The organism is Saprospira grandis (genome assembly GCF_027594745.1).
Classification (GTDB): domain Bacteria; phylum Bacteroidota; class Bacteroidia; order Chitinophagales; family Saprospiraceae; genus Saprospira; species Saprospira grandis.
The window spans coordinates 1,446,655-1,465,145 of record NZ_CP110854.1 but is presented as its reverse complement, the minus strand read 5'-3'; the positions used below and the strand labels follow the sequence as shown (position 1 = coordinate 1,465,145).

Sequence of the window (18,491 nt, the reverse complement as noted above, 5' to 3'; positions counted from 1 at the left end):
TTTGAATACGAATAATAGTACTACCGTTAGTAGCAGTCTTTTGGGCCAGAAGTGGAAAAACTATATGGCTCTAGCTAAGGCTAGATTGGCACTTTCGGTAGTATTTTCAGCATGTACAGCCTACTACCTAGGAACAGAGAGTTTTAATGTTTATCACTTTCTGCTCCTAGGCCTAGGAGGCTTTCTCGTAACTGCATCGGCCAATACCTTAAATCAGGTGTTGGAAAAAGATACAGACCGAAAGATGAAGCGGACGCAAAACCGTCCTCTTCCTGCTGGTCGAATGGAAAGCTGGGAGGCTGTTCTTTTTGCTGGGATTACGGCTGCTGTGGGTTTGTTGGCTTTGGCCTTCTTTAATCCTATGACAGCTTTCTTAGGCTCTGTTTCTTTGGTGAGTTATGCCTTTATCTACACGCCATTAAAACGAATCTCTCCCGTAGCCGTTTGGGTAGGAGCCGTGCCCGGAGCACTTCCTATGGCTATTGGTTGGGTGGCTGCAACTGGCGAGCTGGGATTGGCGGCTTTCTTTCTGTTTAGCCTACAGTTTCTCTGGCAATTTCCTCACTTTTGGGCTATTGCTTGGGTGGCTTATAAGGATTATGCAGAAGGCGGTTTCTATCTCTTGCCCTCTAGCCAAAAAGATGGCCGGACAAAAGAGACAGCACTTCAAGCAGCATTTTATGTGCTTTGCCTTATTGCAATGAGTTGGGCACCCGTTAGTCTGGGCATTTCTGGCTATATTGCCGCTGGCATTATGTTTTTCATGGGGGTGTTCTTCCTCTATTTTGCTATCCGTTTGTTTAAGCAAACCACAGCAAAAGCAGCAAGACAGCTAATGCTAGCTTCTCTAGTTTATCAATTGGTGGTCTTTTTGGCCCTGATGATTGATAAGATCTAAAATCAAAGCGCCATGAGCACTTTAAATAAAACAGTAAAACGTATTCACCCCAAAAAATTTGCCCTCTGGATGGGCATCGTTGGGATGATTATGTTCTTTTCGGCATTTACTAGTGCCTACATCGTGCGAAAAGCTTCTGCCAACTGGTATAACTTTCCGCTTCCCAATGAGTTCTTTTATAGCACAATTGCTATCCTTGGAAGTAGCCTCGCTTTCTACTTGTCCAAAAAAGCATATCTCAAAGCAGATGCAAAAACCTTTAAAGGACTCTACTTTTTAGGCTTTCTGCTGGGTTTCGCTTTCATTGGCCTACAGTACGCCGGCTGGGAATCGCTACAAGCAGTAGGTATCGACTTGGTCGCTAATCAATCTAGTAGCTTTCTTTACTTGATTACTGCCGCTCACGTCTTGCACGTGATGGGTGGAGTTGTTGCCCTAGTCGTTCTCGCTGTTGGCCTTATCCGCGGCCGATTTGATGTACCCACGCCCAAACGTACACTCAAAATAGACTTGACTTTTACTTACTGGCACTTTGTAGATATCCTCTGGCTCTATCTCTTGGTGTTCTTTCTGATACAACAATAAACATCTATCTGTAATTTTTACAAATTGATCCGATACAATGGCAAACGAAACAGTCATCGAAACACAGGAGCAGCACGATAACGCCCCCCAGAAGGAAAATCTCTGGAATGGCGGCCAGTCTCCTTTCAAAGCGAGCTACGGAAAGCTCATGATGTGGTACTTCCTCCTATCAGATGCTTTTACATTTGGTGGATTCCTTTTGGCCTATGGCGCCCTGCGCTTTAGCGTGAAAGGTTGGCCCGTACCCGATTTTGTGTTCCAAACTGCTCCCTTCGGCATCTCTGGTGCCCCCCTTATCTTTGTAACTTTCATGACTTTCGTCTTGATCGTTAGTTCGGTTACTGTACTTCGTGCCGTACAAGAAGGTAAAAGAGAAAATCAATCCGCTGTAGTAAAATGGATGCTCGCTACCGTATTAGGTGGTGCATTGTTCCTTGGCTGCCAAGCTTGGGAATGGACCAACCTGATCGCTACAGAGGGTATGACGCTCTACACTAACCCCTTCGCTACTCATATCGATGAAGGAAAATACCTTACGCTAGACGAACTGAATGGTATCGCTAAAGAAAAAGGATGGGATAAAGAAGTAGTTAGCCTAGAAAGCCATGGCAAAACTACCGAAATCACTTACTTTACCGACGCTAAAGGCAATAAGTACTTTGAAAAAAGAGACCACCATGGCGATCTTCCCGAAAAAATGGAAATCAAAGCCGGCGACTCTTACCTCATTACTTATCAGCATGATATGCATGACTATGCAGTAGGTGCCTATAAAACTACTGATGGAGAAATCAAAACGGAGGCTTTTGGCCCACAGGCTTTTGGTGCACTCTTCTTCTTTATTACGGGTTTCCACGGTTTCCACGTATTTTCTGGACTAGCTTTCCTCCTCGTTATCGCTATCCAAGCCGCTAACGGCACTTATGTTGCCCGTAAGAACGGATACGAAATGGTAGAGAAAATTGGTCTTTACTGGCACTTTGTAGATTTGGTTTGGGTTTTCGTTTTCCTAGCCTTCTACCTACTCTAAATTCTATTCGACTAACCTTTTAACGCATATATATCATGGCTCACGTAACAACCCGTGAAGAAGATATCAAGATTGGCCGCAATGGTTTTATCATTTTGCTTATCGTTACATTCGCAGAAGTAGGTATCGCTCTTGTTGGTAATGGCCACCTTATTGAAGGCCTTACTCTTCCTAAAATGATTATGATTCCTGTAATGATCGCCCTTAGCCTTTATAAGGCTTACTATATTACTTCGATCTTTATGCACCTCGGTAGTGAGGTGAAACCAATGATCGCTACGATTATTCTTCCTATGCTCCTCTTTATTTGGATGATTATTGCCTTCTTGTGGGAAGGTAACTCATGGCTCAATAGTAATGAGTATATCCAAAAGAAGAATCAAGAACAAGTAGACCCCAAAGGAGAAGCTACTGAAGGCGCTACAGGCATGCTTATGGATGCTCAAGATGCTCCTAAGTCTGTTCGCTTTGAATAAATAAGGTCTCTGATTATTTTATATCAGCCAAGTGTTTTAACCCTCTAGCTCTCCGCTAGAGGGTTTTCTGTTTGAGGGCGCAAAGCGCCCAATAGGAGCGAAGCGACTGGCTGAGGGATGGATAGTGGTGGCCCAAAGGGCTAGACCCAAGTTTTTTGAAGCGAAGCGAAAAAACTGCAGGGCCGAGCAGACCTGCGAGCCACGACACAGCCCGACCCGCCCGACAACTCATGAGGGTTTTAACCCTCACTTTGTATTGCTTCGCAAAGCGATACCGCTTTGCGCTGGGTTTCAAGCCTGCGGAAGGGGCAGCCCCAAAATAATCCTCCCAAAAAAGTCGTTCTAATGCCCTAAATTTACTCCCCAAATCAATTGCTATTATGTATAAATATCTCTTCCTTTTTCTCCTACTGAGCAGCTGCACGCTCTGGGGCCAAAAAGATCAGGCGGGCCTGCATGCGGTCCGAAATAAAAATTTACCCTATGAATATTGGACCTATTTTCCCAAGGGATATAGCGGCCAAGAGGGCCAAAAATTTCCCCTGCTGATTTATCTGCACGGCCGAAGTATCCAAGGAACAGACCTGAATAAGGTGAAAAAATATGGGGTGATTTACGAACTGGAACGAAAACTAGAACTCGATTTTATCGTGATTGCTCCCCAATGCCAGAAGGGCTGGGAAAATGATAAATTGATCCAAATTTTAGATTATGCCGAGGCCCATTATGCCGTAGATCGCAAAAAGATCTATCTCTGCGGCATGAGTATGGGCGGTTATGGCGCTTGGTATTTGGCGGGCTACGCCCCCGATCGCTTTGCCGCTGTGGCCCCTATTGCCGGCGGTGGCCGCCTAAAGGATGTAGAAGGCATGAAAAATTTGCCCCATTTTGTGGTGCATGGCAAAAAGGATAAACCCGTGCCTGTAGAGGAGTCTCGAAAGATGGTGAAGGCCCTAAAAGCTGCTGGAAATACCGAGGTGAATTATATCGAGGAGAAAAATTGGGGGCATTCGGAGGCGGTTCGCGTCTTTTCTTGGCCCAAACTCTACGAATGGTTCCTAAAATATGAGCGCCCCATCAAGGATGAACCCATTTTGGCCCAGGAAGACCCGCCCAAAGAAGAATCCCAAACGCCAGAAATAAAGGAGCCGCAGCCAGAAGAAGAGGAGTATATTGTCTTTGAAGAGGAGCAACCCAAAGAGACCGTAAAACCAAAACCCAAAGCTCCGAAAAAGAAGAAACCAAAGTGGTGGCAGTTCTGGAAATGGAAGTTCTGGTCGAAGATGTTTGGATAAGCTATTTATTTGGGGCTGCCCCGGCCAAAGGCCGGGTCGGGCCATTGCGCAGCTCGCAGGCCTGCTCGGCCCTTCGGCGCTAGCGCGCCTCGGTCTGCCGCCTTCGGCGGCCCTGCTACAGCCCCTCAGCCTGCGGCCCTTTGGGCCTGCAAAACCGCAAAATAGGACCAAAAAGGCCCGCTAGTTTCTACTAGCGGGCCTTTGCTATGCCAAATCTCTAGGATCGCTGGCTACCGAAATGAACTCCAGTATATTTCCCTCCTCATCTACCCGCGCTGCCGATAAGAGATTGCCCAAAGAAGCTCCCGTATCTAAATTGCAATAGCCTTCTTCTGGTCGATAAAGGACGGCTTTCTGGGGCGTATGTCCCAAAAACTGCAATTTCCCTAAGGGTTTCAATGGACCACGATGCCACAAAATGCCCTGCGGATGCATGAGGTCCCAAGCGTGGGGACCATAGCCCAAGCCCGCATGAGATAGAAAAGAAAACTCCTCTTCATAGTAAGTGGGCCGTTGGGCCAACCAAGCCACATCGGCCATAAAGTCGAGCCCCTCTGCCGCATATTGGGCCTCAATGGCATCAAAAAAGGCCTCGGCCCAATGCTGGCTGGCCCGGCCAGCTAAATACTGCTGCCCCAATTGCTGCTCATGATTGCCTCTTAACACCAAGGCGCCCGACTGCTCCATTTTTTTTGCCCATTGGACCAGCTCCAAGCTGTGCTTCCCCTTACTAATCAAGTCGCCGAGCAAACAAAGCTGCTCCTGACTTGCATCCCATTGTTGTAAAAGTTCCAACAAACTGTAGTAACAGCCGTGAATGTCTCCAATGATAAATTTTGATTTTGCCCTGTTTTGCATTTTTGTTTTAATTTTTGGGTGGTTTTAGTTGAAATTACAAACAAAAAGTTTTACTTTTGAAGAGTTGAAACAATCTGATTTGTAGCATCCATAAAATCGCCCAGTATGAAAGACCGCTTTACCATTATCTACCCACTCTCTTATAAGAAGAAAATGCAAGCCGAAAATATTGAACCGACGGTAGATAAAGATAAGAGCTTGCAGCTCCAACAAAATAAAAAAACGTCTTGGTCTTTCTGGATGAAGGAGCGTTATCGCGCTTTTCGTTTGTGGATGGCGCCAGCCGCTTGGGCGGCTCGCATTCGCCGACCCTATTTTTTGTTTCATCCTAAAGGCCGTTGGGGAACTGCTGCTGTTGTGGCTATTGCTTCAGGCATTTATTTTTGGCCCCAAATTTCTGCTTTGCCGCAGCAGTTGGTCCAGAATCAAGCGGTAGAAAATACAGCAAAATTGAGTGGAGAACCTTTGGTTAAGGCCCAAAAAGCCAGCTTTGTTAGTAGCGAATTGCCCAAAACAACGCAAGCCGCAGCTCCTTTGGCTATGGCTCAAGAAGAAAAAGAAGAGCAGCCTGCCACTGCAGAAGAAAATAAGGAATTGAGTTCGGAAAATCTTCCGCAAATTCCAGAAATTCAACCAACGGTTAAAAAGCCCGTTTCTGTCGAAATCTCTGACGAAAAGCTGCAAAAACAGCTCGATTTTATGAATCGTCTGCGCCCTTTGGCCGAAAATGAAGCCGCCAAAACTAAAATTCCCGCCGCTTTGCTTTTGGGCCTAGCTATTATGCAATCTGATTTTGGCCAAACAGCAGTGGCCAAAGCTGGAAATAACCCTTTTCATCTTCTTCTCGAAAATAATAGTTTGCTCGCTCATGAGGGCTGCACCGGAGAAGGCATTTTCCATGGCCAACGCTATGCACGTTATCGTAGCCTTTGGGCGGGCTTTAAGGCCCACAGCCTTTATTTGCAAAGTCTAGAAGCGCCCAAGGAAAATAGTTGTAGCGCTTGGGCCAAAGCATTAGAAGAACAGGGCTATTTCCAAAAAGACCAAAATGCCCAAAAGTTGATCGATTTGATTAAAGGCTTGGAGCTAGAAAAACCACTGATGAATAGCTAAAATTTTGTATTCCATTTCCGTATTTGAAAAACTTCCGTGTATTTTCAAGGGTGTTGACCAATTTTGGTCGGCGCCCTTTTTTTATTTTTTCATTGGAGTTTTGCTCTAAGACAATTTGCTTATGTCGCTTTCTGCTCGCTTTATTGCTTTAGTCCAAAAAGTATTGCCCAACCCTTTGGCGCTGGCTATTTTGTTGACCTTGTTTACTTATGTTTTGGCGCTTTTTCTGACCGCTTCTCCCAAGCCATTCTTAGAAGTTTTGGACCAAAATGGCCAATCTTTGGTCCAAATCAATCTTGAGCAGCAAACAACAGCTTCTTTTCAGCAGGCTGGCCAAGAGCTAGGCCTAGCATGGGCCGATAACAGCTTGTCGATTAAAAATAAAGTAGGGGAGTTGGTCTGGAGAGGCAACCTCCAAATCAAGACAAATAATCCGTTAACTACTTCCATTAAGCTGCCCAAAAAGCAAGGGCTAGAGCTGCGCCAAAAGGGCCAAAAAACGCCTTATTTTTTGGCCCTTTGGACCTATTGGCAGGGCGGATTTTTTAAGTTTTTGGCCTTTTCGATGCAAATGATGCTCATTTTGGTTTTGGGCCATGTGGCGGCTCTTAGCCGCCCTGCCAATAGGTTGTTGGAGCGTTTTACAGGCTTGGCGGGACATTCGGGCTGGGCTGTTTTTGCCGTGGCCCTAAGTAGTATGCTTCTAGGGCTGTTTAATTGGGGCTTTGCGCTTATCTTTTCTGCGGTATTGGTCCGAAAACTAGGGGAGGCGGCTGCCCAAAAGGGCCAGAAAATTCATTATCCTTTATTGGGTGCAGCCGCCTATTCTTGTATGTTGATTTGGCATGCGGGTCTTTCGGGCTCGGCTCCGCTCAAAATTGCAGAAGAGGGCCATGAAATGGCCGAACAAATGGGGGTTATTCCTATTGGCCAAACGCTTTTATCTTCACTCAATCTTTGGGTTTTAGGCTTGAGCTTGGCCATTATTCCTGCGGTTTTGGGCCTATTGGGCCACTTTATGCGCCCGCCTACCGTTCAATTGCCACAAAAGCCCTTAGCTGATAGGGGAGCGGAGGTTAAGTTAGAAGGGGCGGCCCGCTTAGACCAATGGAAACCTTTAGCCTGGGGCTTGGGGGCATTGATGTTATTCTTGGCCCTTTATCAGGCGCTTATTTTGCCCATTTGGGTCCAAAAAACAGGTTTTGATTGGCAGTTTCGTTTTCTCAATCCTAACTTCCTCATTTTTGTCCTTTTCGGTATGGCCTTTTTGTTACACGGCCGCCTGAGCCAATTTCAGCAGGCGGTGGGCCAGGCTATAGGCGGCAGCAGCGGCATCCTCATTCAGTTTCCTTTTTATGCGGGCATTATGGGCATTATGTTTAGTTCGGGCTTGGTCGATTATTTCTCGGCGACTTTTGTGCAATACGCCAGTCCCCAAAGTTTTCCCTTTTTTACGCTTTGTTCGGCGGCGCTGGTCAATTTTTTTGTGCCTAGCGGGGGCGGGCAGTGGTTGGTCCAAGGTCCCATTCTCATAGAAAGTGCTCAGCAACTGGATGTGCCTTTGTATAAGGCGGTTTTGGCCCTTTGTTATGGCGATCAGTGGAGTAATATGTTGCAGCCTTTTTGGGCTTTGCCACTTTTGGGCATCACGGGCTTAAAAGCGCAAAATTTGTTGCCCTATACTTTTTTGCTTTTCATTTTAGGCGGTTTAATCTTTGGAGCTTGTTTGTTTTGGGGCTAAAGATTTGGGGCCCGCGGCCAGCTTTGCTGGCCGCCGCTAAATTCATGAGGGTTTTAACCCTCATTCATAAATTATCGCAAAGCGATACTATTGTTGCGGTGGGTTTCAACCCGCCGAAAAAAGGTCTTCCACAGCGCTGGGCAGCTCCCTTTAAAGCGGTATTCGTCGCTGCGCTCCTCATTCGTCAATATGTCCCCGCCCACCCTCCCCTCTACGGGATTCCTTAGGGAATCCCTTCGGGGAGTTTGGGCCAATTCAAAAAAAAATAAAAAAAACCGATTTTCAGTGAACTAAATAGGGGCCTTCCTTGTTGGGGAGTTCGTGAATCAAATTTTACCGATGAAATATCCAGGGCAAAATATTATTAAGCAAAAGAAAATTCCTAAGCAGCAATCTGTTTGAGGAGGACTTTGCTATGCCCTCGGAAAAGCTCTGACAGATATTAAATTTGTCAGAGCTTTTCTTATTTTTGCAGGAATTTAAAGCCTTGCCAATCATTTTTTTCTGCCTTTTGCCAAGGGCTACTTAGGCGGCGCAGCCGCCTTGGCCTAGCGATGTGTAGGGGTGGCCGTAGGCCAGACCGAGCAGGCAAAGCCTGCGAAGGGCCGAGCGAATAGCGAGCCCCGAAGCGTAGCGCCGCAAGCGTAGCGCAGCGGAGGCCCCAAAAAAATAAGCAAGCAATAAAAAATTAAAATACAAAACCGTGGCATCTTACAAGCTATATGAGCAGTTAAATCTGGCTGCCATTGACCAAGATATCCTAAACTATTGGGCCGAAAAGCAGATCTTCGAGCGCTCTGTATCAGAGCGAGAAGGCGCCGAAAACTTCGTTTTCTATGAAGGCCCCCCCTCTGCCAATGGCCGTCCGGGTATTCACCACGTATTGGCCCGCTCAGTAAAAGATAGCTTTTGCCGCTATCAGAGCATGAAGGGCAAAATGGTCCGCCGCAAAGCGGGCTGGGATACGCATGGACTCCCTATTGAATTGGCCGTAGAGAAGAAACTGGGCATTACCAAAGAAGATATTGGCCAAAAAATCTCTATTGAAGAGTACAATCAGGCTTGTAAGGAAACCGTCATGGAGTTTAAGGACCTTTGGGACAAACTGACGGTGAAAATGGGCTATTGGGTAGATCTCGATAAGCCTTATGTAACCTATGAGCCCAAATATATGGAGACCGTTTGGTGGCTGCTCGCTCGTCTATACAACAAAGGACTTTTGTACAAAGGCCTAACGGTTCAGCCTTATTCGCCTGCAGCGGGTACGGGCCTGAGCTCGCATGAGCTCAATCAGCCAGGTTGTTACAAAGATGTTTCGGACAATACGGTTGTGGCCATGTTTAAGGTCCAAAAATCAGAACAATCGGCCTTCCTTTTTGATGATGAAGATGAAGATGTTCGCTTTTTGGCTTGGACCACCACGCCCTGGACCCTGCCCTCTAATACAGCTTTGACTGTTGGTCCAAAAATCGAATATGTCAAAATCAAAACGACTTCGCCTTATACCGAACTTCCGGTTAGTGTAGTTTTGGCCAAAGCGCTAGTGAAAAAATGGATGGGCGGCAAAAAACAACCGCAAATCATCCAAAGTTCTGAGCCCTTTACAGGCAAAGACCTAGCAGGCATCCGCTATGAGCAGTTGCTCAATTATGGCAACCCCATCGAGCCCTTGCAAGGCCAAACCGATGCCTTCCGCATCATCTTGGGCCAATTTGTTACCACCGAAGATGGTACGGGTATCGTGCATACGGCCCCCTCTTTTGGTGCAGATGACCGCATGGCCGCTCAAAAAGCAGGGATCGGGGCATTGACTTTGGTGGATAAGCAAGGACGATTTAAGGAAAATGTAGGTCCTTTTTCTGGACGCTATGTGAAGGATTATGAAAACCTAGGCAAGGAGTTCCGCTCTGTAGATGTGGATATCGTCATCCACCTCAAAACGGAAAACCTAGCCTTCAATGCGCAAAAGTATTCGCATAATTATCCCCACTGCTGGAGAACCGATAAGCCCATCCTTTACTATCCGCTAGATTCTTGGTTTATCCAAGCGTCTGCCGTAAAAGAACGGATGTATGAGCTTAATAAAACCATCAATTGGAAGCCAGCTTCTACTGGAGAAGGCCGTTTTGGCGGTTGGTTAGAGAATCTACAAGATTGGAACCTCTCTCGCTCTCGCTTTTGGGGAATTCCCCTACCCATCTGGCGAACCAAAGATGGCAGCGAAGAGCGCTGTATCGGTAGCCTAGAGGAATTGATGGCTGCTATCGAGCAATCTGTAGCCGCTGGCCTTATGCAAAGCAATCCTTATGAGGGGTTTGTGCCCAATGATTTTTCTGAGGAGAACTATGCTAAGGTAGATCTTCACAAACATATCGTAGATCAGATTGTCCTTTGCGCAAGCAATGGCGAACCCATGTATCGCGAATCCGACCTAATTGATGTTTGGTTTGATAGCGGCTCTATGCCCTACGCCCAACAACACTATCCTTTTGAGAATAAAGAACTGATCGATAACGCCATTCAGGGCAAAGAAGGCGCTCGCGCTTTCCCTGCCGACTTTATCGCAGAAGGAGTGGACCAAACCAGAGGTTGGTTCTATACTTTGCATGCTATTGCCACCATGGCTTTTGATCAAGTAGCCTATAAAAATGTAGTTTCTAACGGCTTGGTACTAGACAAAAACGGCAAGAAAATGTCTAAACGCCTCGGCAATGCCGTAGAGCCTTTTGAAACTATTGATAAATACGGAGCAGATGCCACACGCTGGTATATGTTGACCAATGCACAACCTTGGGATAACCTCAAGTTTGATGTAGAAGGCCTAGATGAGGTGCGCCGAAAACTATTTGGCACCCTCTACAATACCTATATCTTCTTTGCTACCTATGCCAATATCGATGAATTTGATGGCCAAAGTATCAAGGAGTTTGCCTTCAAAGGAGAGCTAGAGCTAGCCAAACGTCCAGAAATTGACCGCTGGATCATCTCTAAACTCAATAGCTTGGTCAAAGAAGTAGATGAGGATATGAGCGATTATGAGCCTACCAATGCAGGCCGTAAAATCGCCAACTTTGTCGATGCTCAACTCTCTAACTGGTATGTCCGCCTTTGCCGCCGCCGTTTCTGGAAAGGCGATCAAAATGAGGACAAACTAGCTGCTTACCAAACGCTTTATACGGTTTTGGAAACCCTAAGCCGCTTGATGGCGCCTATCGCTCCATTCTTTAGCGACTTTTTATACCTCAACCTACAAGCTGGCCAAGAGGGCGCAGGCAAAGATTCTGTACATCTAGCCGATTTCCCTGCCGCTAACTTATCGGCTATCGTTCCCGAACTAGAGCAGCGCATGGATTATGCACAGCGCATTTCTTCTATGGTGCATGCACTTCGCCGCCTACACAAAATCCGTGTACGCCAACCCCTACAACGCATCCTCTTGCCTATCCTAGATGAAGGCTTTGAGGCCCAAGTAGAGGCCGTTAAGGATTTGATCCTCTCTGAGGTGAATGTGAAGGCTATCGAATATGTTCGAGATAGCTCTGGTATCTTGAAGAAAGGGGTAAAACCCAACTTTAAGGTCCTTGGCAAACGCCTAGGCAAGCAAATGAAGGCCGCCAAAATGGCTATCGAAGCCATGACACAGGCCGATATCCAAAGCCTAGAAAAAGAAGGGCAGTTTATGATTGATTTAGAGGGAACAGCCACCCCCATCCACCTAAAAGAAGTGCAAATCACTTCAGAGGATATCGAGGGTTGGTTGGTCACTTCTGATAATGAAATTGTAGTCGCTCTAGACGAAAATATTAGCGAGGAGCTAAAGGCCGAAGGTATGGCCCGAGAACTCGTTAATCGTATCCAAAATCTTCGCAAAGACCAACAACTAGAGGTCACCGATCGCATTCAACTGAAACTGGAAAAACAGCCAGCTATCCAAGCGGCTATCGACCAGTTTGCGGATTATATTAGCCGCGAAGTTTTGGCCCAATCGCTAGAAGTAGTAGAGGGCCTAAATGAAGGGGCAGAAATCGAATTATACGAAAACCTGGCCTTGCACATTTGGCTAGATAAAGCCTAAACCGCAGGCCCCAATGCTCATTAGAGCCCACGAACAGTATGAAAGTAAGCGAACACTTCCGCCAAGCGGAGGGCCAAACCCTGATTTCTTTCGAAATCCTTCCCCCTCTGAAAGGAGGGGGCATCCAAGGAATTTTTGACACCTTGGACCCACTGATGGAGTTTAAACCTCCTTTTATTGATGTAACTTATCACCGTGAGGAGTTTATCTACAAAAGACGCCCCAGCGGCTATTATGAGAAAACCGCTATCCGCAAACGCCCCGGTACGGTGGGCATTTGTGCGGCAATCATGAACCGCTATGGCGTAGATGCTGTCCCACACCTGATTTGTGGTGGATTTACCGCTGATGAGACCGAAAATGCCCTGATTGACCTCATGTTTTTAGGGGTCGATAATGTGCTGGTCCTCCGTGGCGACCCCCGCAAGTTTGAAACTAAGTTTATGCCCGAAGAAGGCGGCCATGCCTATGCCCTAGACCTGGTCAAACAGGTCCAAAATATGAATGAAGGCCACTATCTCGATAGTACCCTCATGGATGCGCAGGCCTCTTCTTTCTGTATTGGCGTAGCGGGTTATCCCGAAAAACATTTTGAGGCCCCAAATCTCGATATGGACCTGCATTTCCTGAAACAAAAGGTAGAAGCCGGAGCCGATTATATCGTCACCCAAATGTTTTTTGATAACCAAAAATACTTTGATTTTGTCGATAAATGTCGGGCCGCAGGCATTGAGGTGCCTATTGTCCCCGGCCTAAAACCCATTACCAAAAAGTATCAGCTGAGCGCTATCCCTCGGCATTTCTTTATCGATTTGCCCGATGATTTAGCCAAAGCGATGATGGCCGCCAAAGATGCCGAAGCTCGCCGCCAAGTAGGCATAGAGTGGTGCGTCATGCAGTCTAAAGAACTCAAAGCCGCAGGCGTTCCCTGCCTGCACTATTATACCATGGGCGATGTCGATACCATTAAATCGATTGCCGAACATGTTGTATAATGATTTGGGGCTTGCCCGCCCAAAGGGCGGGCCGCTCCCTGCCGGGCTCGCAAGTCTGCTCGGCCCTGCGCCGCCTTTGGCGGCTGGGTCTAGCCCTGCGGGCTCCCCTCTAGGCAGCTAAGCCAAGGCGCTTCGCGCCTTTCTGGACCAAAAAAGGCCGCCCCAGGCGGCCGCTCGGCCTAGCGATGTGGAGCAGTGGCCGAAGGCCAGACCAAGGAGCGAAGCGACGAAGGGCCGAGCGAAAAGCGAGCTGCGTAACGTAGCGCCTGCCGTAGGCAGGAGGCCCCAAAACAGCAGCGAGCCCCGAAACGATAACAAGGTCTTTAGACCGCAGTTCGACGACCAAAGGGAGTAACCGCCGCAGCAAAGCTGGGGAGGCCCCAAAACAAGAAGAATTGTACATTGATTGAATTTTTATAAAACGTAAGCAGTAAAATGGCTTTAACGGAACAAGCTAGCCAAGCCTGGCTAGAAGAGCTCGACCAATTGCTGGAGGCTGGCCAATTAGGCGGCCGCAAGCTCAATGAAATGGAGCGACAGCGCATCACCAATTTGAGAAAAATGGTGGAACTCAAGATTAACCCTTATCCCGCCGAGGCCTTTGAGGTCAGCCACCTGGCCAAAGAGGTAAGCGAAAACTTTAGCGAGGAAAAGGCCGAGGACTTTAAAAAGGTCCGCCTAAGCGGCCGCCTAATGTCTAAACGGGTAATGGGAAAGGCTAGCTTTGCCGAACTCCAAGACAGCAGCGGACGTATTCAGTTTTATATTAGCCGCGACGAAGTTTGCCCTGAAGACAATAAAGATCTCTATAATAAGGTCTTTAAAAAATTGCTCGATATTGGCGATTATGTGGGCATTGAGGGCTATGCTTTTTATACCCAAACGGGTACCCTTTCTATTCATGTAGAAGAGTTTACCTTTTTGGGCAAGGCCATCCGCAACCTGCCTATCGTAAAAACGGATAATGAAGGCAATGTACATGATGCTTTTACCGATGCCGAACAGCGCTATCGGATGCGTTATGTGGACCTTACCGTTAATCCACAATACAAAGAGATTTTCTTGACCCGCTCTAAGGTGGTTCGTGAAATGCGCCACTTCTTTGATGCTCAAGGCTGGTTGGAAGTAGAAACGCCCATTTTGCAAGCTGTGCATGGTGGTGCCGCCGCTCGTCCTTTTGAGACGCATCACAATACCTTGGATGAGGACCTCTATTTGCGTATTGCCAATGAGCTTTATCTCAAGCGCCTTATTGTGGCCGGCTTTGATGGAGTTTATGAAATCGGCAAAATGTTCCGCAATGAAGGGATGGACCGGACCCACAACCCCGAGTTTACCTCTATGGAGATTTATGTGGCCTATAAGGACTACATTTGGATGATGCAGATGGTGGAGCAACTCTTTGAGAAAATCTGCCTAGCTGTGCATGGTAGCAGCAGCATTAAGATCCGTAAGCAGCATGGCAAAGAATTTACTACACATGAAGTAAATTTTGCTGGCCCCTTTGAGAAGCTCAGCATTTATGATGCGATTGAGAAGCATAGTGGCCACAACCTACGCAATATGAGCGAAGAGGAAATCTTTGCCCTTTGTAAGGAACTACATATTGATGTAGATGCCAGCATGGGCCGCGCTAAACTCATTGATGAGGTTTTTGGCGAAACCACCGAGCCCCATCTTATTCAGCCTACCTTCATCACCGATTATCCGATCGAGATGACGCCTTTGGCCAAAAAACACCGCAGCGAAGAGGGCCTTGTAGAGCGCTTCGAGCTCTTTGTAATGGGCAAAGAAATCGCCAACGCCTACACCGAGTTGAATGATCCTATCGATCAGCGCCGCCGCTTTGAGGACCAACTTCGCCTAGCCGAAAGAGGAGATGAAGAAGCCATGGCCATGGATGAGGACTTCCTCCGTGCCCTAGAATACGGTATGCCTCCTTGTTCTGGTTTGGGTATTGGTATTGACCGCCTAGTGATGTTGATGACCGACCAAACGTCTATTCAAGAAGTGCTCTTCTTCCCACAAATGCGTGCGATCAAGAAGAAAACAGAAGGACAAGAAGAAGCTTAGTTCATTTAAGCTCTTGAATAAGAAAGGCCCCGCTCCAAATTTGGAGTGGGGCCTTTTTGGTCCTTATTGTGTCAGGCTATAAGTACTTTTTCCAGCCGGCATATTTTGCGCCCAGATAATCAAAGTCGCTAGCTTTGCAAAAGCGCTTAAAGACCTTCATATCGCTACTTTTGGGCTTAGCTGAAAGCTGAAAATGTACTTCTTCAGCTCCTGCTTTTTGCCATTCTACAGAAAGGTGGCCAGGGCCTCTTTCTCTAAGCAAGAAGATCAGGTTAGGCGAGCCATCCAAGGGATAAAGCTCCATCAATAAACGGCCTTTTTCTTCTTCCAAAATGCGGTAATTGGCCCGAATTGCCCGCTCTTCCATAGGATTGAGCAAAAGCAAACCCTCTGCAGAAAGCAAAAGGCTGATATCGGCCAAGCGTTCTTTGAGCATGCTTTGCACATCAGCGGGCAGTTTGGGGTCCAAACGGTTTTGCTTAGGATCAAAACGGCCCAATTGGCCAAAATGAGCCGCCAAAAAGGGCGATTTTGCATTTTCTGCCGCCCAAGCTGCTCGCTCGGCCAAAAGTGCGGCCTCCAATGCTTTGAGCTCGGCCTCAAAATGCGTTTGCAAATAATCTTTGGCCTTGCGACTTTTGGCCTTTTGGGCTGCTTGCAATTGGGCAAAAGCCGCTTTTGCATCTCCCATCAAGTGCAGGCATTTACCTAGGGCAAAAGCGGCTTCTCGAGCATAGAGCGATTCTTGCAAAAGGGTTTCAAAGATAGCTTTGGCTGGAGCATAATCTCCAGCTTCTAGCAAATAAAGTCCCCGCTTAAAATTCCATTCTAAAGCAGGCATGCCCGTACTCAAGGCAATCACTTTCTCCAAAGCAGCTGCGGCTTGTCCAAACTCTTTTTGAGCGGCAAACAAGAGCGACTTCTGGATGTAAATTTCCTCATCTTCAGGCTGTTCTTGCTCCATTTTCTGATAAATGTTCAGGGCCTCGGCATATTGGCCTTGGGCCTGCAAACAGATCGCCAACAAGCCTTTGAGCGCATACTGTTCCTGAGTGGGAGCCATGGCCAAAGCCTTTCTGAAGGCCTTTTCGGCCTGACTATATTGCTCTTCGGCCAAGAGGTAATTGGCCAAACCCACCCAATAGGGTAGGGGCTGCGCCGCCGCCTGAATCAAAGCTTTATAAGTAAGGCTAATTTCCTTAAAAGAAGGGGCGGCCTGCATCATCAAGGCATTGAGCTTAAGCGTAAGCGCGCCCTCATCAGCTGATTTCTCCAACAAGCGCTCAATCAGCTCCAAAGCTTCTTCCAATTGGGCCATATTGAGCAAGGTCTTGGCCTTGAGGCGCAAGAAATCGGGCTCTTCCAAAGCCGAAGGCTCCGCCTGATTCAAATACTCAATGGCGCGCTCTACATTTTGGGCCTCAAACAATTGATAATGGGCCAAACCTAAAAGCGCCCGCCAATTTTTGGGCTCCAAAGCAAGGGCTTTATCGTATAAAATCCTTGCGGCCGCCGCCTGTCCCTGAACATCCTTATAGCTGGCCATGCGCAGCAAATAACTGGCTTTTTCGGGGGCCAACTCAATGGCTTTGGCCAAGGCAATTTCCGCATTTTGGTACTGCTCGGCCAAAAAGAGGGCTTCGGCCAAACAATAATACCCCAAATCTACGGCAGGTTCTGCAATAATGGCCGCTCTGGCCAACTCATTCAATTCATCAGGTTTTCCACTTTGCCGCGCTTCGGCTAAAGCTTGCAGCAGTTCTGGCATTGACATATCTCCGTTTTCTTCTGTTGATAATTTATTTTTTGGGGCCTCCGCTGCGGCCTGCGGCCTTGCGGCGCTACGTTTCGCAGCTCGCTGATCGCTCGGCCCTGCGGCCTGACGGCCTTGGTCTGCGGCTGCGCCGCACTGCTGCACATCGCTAGGCCGATAGGCTGGGGAAAGCCCCAGCCTAAAGACAAAACTATAGGCTAGTTATTCCATGGTAGGTATTGCTCAAACTTCTGGATCATGGGCGCGACATCCTTGCCGGGCTCAATCTTAAAGTCGCCTTTGGGGCCATGCGTAAAGCTGAGGCTTTGCATAGAGAAGCTCGTTTCATAGCCAGGCACCTGCAATTGGAGCAGCTCGTATTTCCCCAACTTATGCGTAAAGAAAGCATCAATGGGGTCGAGATAACCAAAAGACCAAGAGGCTGCGCCATTCCATAGACTGACGATATAGCCTGGAATCTCTACTTTGAGTAGCATATCGTGCTGGGTCGTTACGGTGGTGGGATAGAGTTTTCCTACTAGACTCTTATCCTTTAGGCCCAAAGTCACCTTAGCATCTGCTTGGCAGTCGAGCTGTCCACTTACATTTGCTTTGGCATGCCCTTCTACTTTTTTCTTAATTACCGGAATAGTAAAGCCGCAATCTAGCTCTAGGTCGCCTTGGGCCCAGGCAGAGCTGCTCAGTTGGCTATTGATTTCTACCTCAGCGCCTGTAAAACGGCCCGAAAGGGTTCCCGATAGGCGAATATCCATAGACATGCCCATAGACAGACGGCCCCATTTTTGGCGAGGCGGTGTATGCTGCAGATGCAAAAACTCCTTGCTAATGCCCTGATTGAGGAAGCTGTTGATGAATTGGTCCAAAAGGGCTTTGGCGGCCAATTCGGCTAGGCGTTTGAGCTCGGCTTTTCCTCTTTCCAAAAACTCATCGAGGCTGTTTACGCCATCAAAAATATCGGAGGCTTCTTTGACCAAATCGCTTAGGCCAGCCTTTTCAATTTCTTCTTTGAATACATCAGCGCTAACGCCCAAGATTTCTCCTAGGTCGGTTTTGCCATCTTCCAAAACAGCTTTGGCCGCCTCGGCAATACTCTTAATCTTATCATTGCCCGAATGCTCGCCAATGGCATCTAGGCCTTCAGCAATAAGCTCATCTTTATCAATTTTGCCATCTTCTAAGATGCTGCCAGCTCGTTCAGAGAGCTCGTCGAGCAGTTCGTTATCGGTATTATTGGCTACTGTTTCTAGGCCTTCGCGGACCAATTCTTCGGCATCAATTTTACCATCAGCAGTAACTTGACTAACAGATTCGGCGACTTGGCGGACCTTTTCGTTGCCACTATTCTTAGCGATTTCGCTACCAATTTGGAGCAGGTCAGTTACATCAACGCCTTCTCGCTCAATTTTATCGGCCTTTTCTAGGATAAGGTCTAGGCGGCCCAATAAATCGGCTGCTTTCTTTTTTGATTTTGGTTGTTCTGTTTGCGCTTTGCGCTGGCCCAATTCATTCTGGACCGATTCGAGGACCTTGCGGCCTTCTTGGACTTTAGACAAAAAATCTCCGAAACCCATAATTTTT

General features: G+C 47.5%; 13 protein-coding genes. 10 read left to right on the top strand and 3 right to left on the bottom strand.

The annotated features are described in order from the left end of the window. Nucleotide 1: 1 nt before the first annotated feature. The 5 genes from cyoE to OP864_RS05770 all read left to right on the top strand — a co-directional run bounded on the left by cyoE (nt 2) and on the right by OP864_RS05770 (nt 4,284). Nucleotides 2-898 carry a heme o synthase gene (cyoE, locus tag OP864_RS05790; RefSeq protein ID WP_270100328.1) on the top strand — a complete coding sequence of 299 codons (897 nt, stop codon included), beginning with the start codon at nt 2-4 and terminating at the stop codon, nt 896-898. A gap of 12 nt (nt 899-910) precedes the next feature. Further along, nucleotides 911-1,483 carry a cytochrome c oxidase subunit 3 gene (locus OP864_RS05785; protein WP_041329531.1) on the top strand — a complete coding sequence of 191 codons (573 nt, stop codon included), beginning with the start codon at nt 911-913 and terminating at the stop codon, nt 1,481-1,483. Between the two features lie 37 nt (nt 1,484-1,520). Then, a complete protein-coding gene (locus OP864_RS05780) occupies nt 1,521-2,513 on the top strand; it encodes a cytochrome c oxidase subunit 3 (RefSeq protein WP_270100327.1) in 993 nt (330 codons plus the stop codon). Between the two features lie 35 nt (nt 2,514-2,548). After that, nucleotides 2,549-2,989, top strand: a complete 441-nt coding sequence (locus OP864_RS05775) for a cytochrome C oxidase subunit IV family protein (RefSeq protein ID WP_270100326.1) — start codon at nt 2,549-2,551, stop codon at nt 2,987-2,989. 380 nt (nt 2,990-3,369) lie between these two features. Beyond that, complete coding sequence (locus OP864_RS05770) at nt 3,370-4,284, top strand: carboxylesterase family protein (RefSeq protein WP_270100325.1); 915 nt, start codon at nt 3,370-3,372, stop codon at nt 4,282-4,284. A 204-nt stretch (nt 4,285-4,488) separates the two neighbouring features. Here OP864_RS05770 and OP864_RS05765 read toward each other — a convergent pair whose 3' ends face one another. Next, nucleotides 4,489-5,142, bottom strand: a complete 654-nt coding sequence (locus tag OP864_RS05765) for a metallophosphoesterase (protein WP_270100324.1) — start codon at nt 5,140-5,142, stop codon at nt 4,489-4,491. A gap of 105 nt (nt 5,143-5,247) precedes the next feature. Between OP864_RS05765 and OP864_RS05760 the strand changes: the two genes are divergently transcribed. The 5 genes from OP864_RS05760 (at nt 5,248) to lysS (ending at nt 15,139) form a co-directional block, all read left to right on the top strand. After that, complete coding sequence (locus OP864_RS05760) at nt 5,248-6,255, top strand: glucosaminidase domain-containing protein (RefSeq protein ID WP_270100323.1); 1,008 nt, start codon at nt 5,248-5,250, stop codon at nt 6,253-6,255. A 121-nt stretch (nt 6,256-6,376) separates the two neighbouring features. Then, complete coding sequence (locus tag OP864_RS05755) at nt 6,377-7,996, top strand: short-chain fatty acid transporter (protein ID WP_270100322.1); 1,620 nt, start codon at nt 6,377-6,379, stop codon at nt 7,994-7,996. A gap of 703 nt (nt 7,997-8,699) precedes the next feature. After that, nucleotides 8,700-12,071, top strand: a complete 3,372-nt coding sequence (gene ileS / locus OP864_RS05750; protein WP_270100321.1) for an isoleucine--tRNA ligase — start codon at nt 8,700-8,702, stop codon at nt 12,069-12,071. Nucleotides 12,072-12,109: 38 nt separating this feature from the next. Then, a complete protein-coding gene (gene metF, locus OP864_RS05745) occupies nt 12,110-13,066 on the top strand; it encodes a methylenetetrahydrofolate reductase [NAD(P)H] (RefSeq protein ID WP_270100320.1) in 957 nt (318 codons plus the stop codon). A gap of 435 nt (nt 13,067-13,501) precedes the next feature. Beyond that, nucleotides 13,502-15,139: a lysine--tRNA ligase gene (lysS, locus tag OP864_RS05740; RefSeq protein WP_270100319.1), complete on the top strand. Its 1,638-nt coding sequence runs from the start codon at nt 13,502-13,504 to the stop codon at nt 15,137-15,139. A gap of 76 nt (nt 15,140-15,215) precedes the next feature. On the opposite strand, the gene OP864_RS05735 is transcribed toward lysS, so the two are convergent. Together OP864_RS05735 and OP864_RS05730 are read right to left on the bottom strand one after the other, a co-directional pair. Then, on the bottom strand, nt 15,216-16,913 hold the full coding sequence (locus OP864_RS05735; RefSeq protein ID WP_270100318.1) for a tetratricopeptide repeat protein: 1,698 nt from the start codon (nt 16,911-16,913) through the stop codon (nt 15,216-15,218). 197 nt (nt 16,914-17,110) lie between these two features. After that, on the bottom strand, nt 17,111-18,484 hold the full coding sequence (locus OP864_RS05730) for a hypothetical protein (RefSeq protein ID WP_270100317.1): 1,374 nt from the start codon (nt 18,482-18,484) through the stop codon (nt 17,111-17,113). Between the last annotated feature and the right edge of the window lie 7 nt (nt 18,485-18,491).

Excerpts from the sequence above, each read along its gene's own strand:
- OP864_RS05785 (WP_041329531.1), top strand. The coding sequence starts at position 911 with ATGAGCACTTTAAATAAAACAGTAAAACGTATTCACCCCAAAAAATTT.
- OP864_RS05780 (WP_270100327.1), top strand. The coding sequence starts at position 1,521 with ATGGCAAACGAAACAGTCATCGAAACACAGGAGCAGCACGATAACGCC.
- OP864_RS05775 (WP_270100326.1), top strand. The coding sequence starts at position 2,549 with ATGGCTCACGTAACAACCCGTGAAGAAGATATCAAGATTGGCCGCAAT.
- OP864_RS05770 (WP_270100325.1), top strand. The coding sequence starts at position 3,370 with ATGTATAAATATCTCTTCCTTTTTCTCCTACTGAGCAGCTGCACGCTC.
- OP864_RS05765 (WP_270100324.1), bottom strand. The coding sequence starts at position 5,142 with ATGCAAAACAGGGCAAAATCAAAATTTATCATTGGAGACATTCACGGC.
- OP864_RS05760 (WP_270100323.1), top strand. The coding sequence starts at position 5,248 with ATGAAAGACCGCTTTACCATTATCTACCCACTCTCTTATAAGAAGAAA.
- OP864_RS05755 (WP_270100322.1), top strand. The coding sequence starts at position 6,377 with ATGTCGCTTTCTGCTCGCTTTATTGCTTTAGTCCAAAAAGTATTGCCC.
- metF (WP_270100320.1), top strand. The coding sequence starts at position 12,110 with ATGAAAGTAAGCGAACACTTCCGCCAAGCGGAGGGCCAAACCCTGATT.
- lysS (WP_270100319.1), top strand. The coding sequence starts at position 13,502 with ATGGCTTTAACGGAACAAGCTAGCCAAGCCTGGCTAGAAGAGCTCGAC.
- OP864_RS05735 (WP_270100318.1), bottom strand. The coding sequence starts at position 16,913 with ATGTCAATGCCAGAACTGCTGCAAGCTTTAGCCGAAGCGCGGCAAAGT.
- OP864_RS05730 (WP_270100317.1), bottom strand. The coding sequence starts at position 18,484 with ATGGGTTTCGGAGATTTTTTGTCTAAAGTCCAAGAAGGCCGCAAGGTC.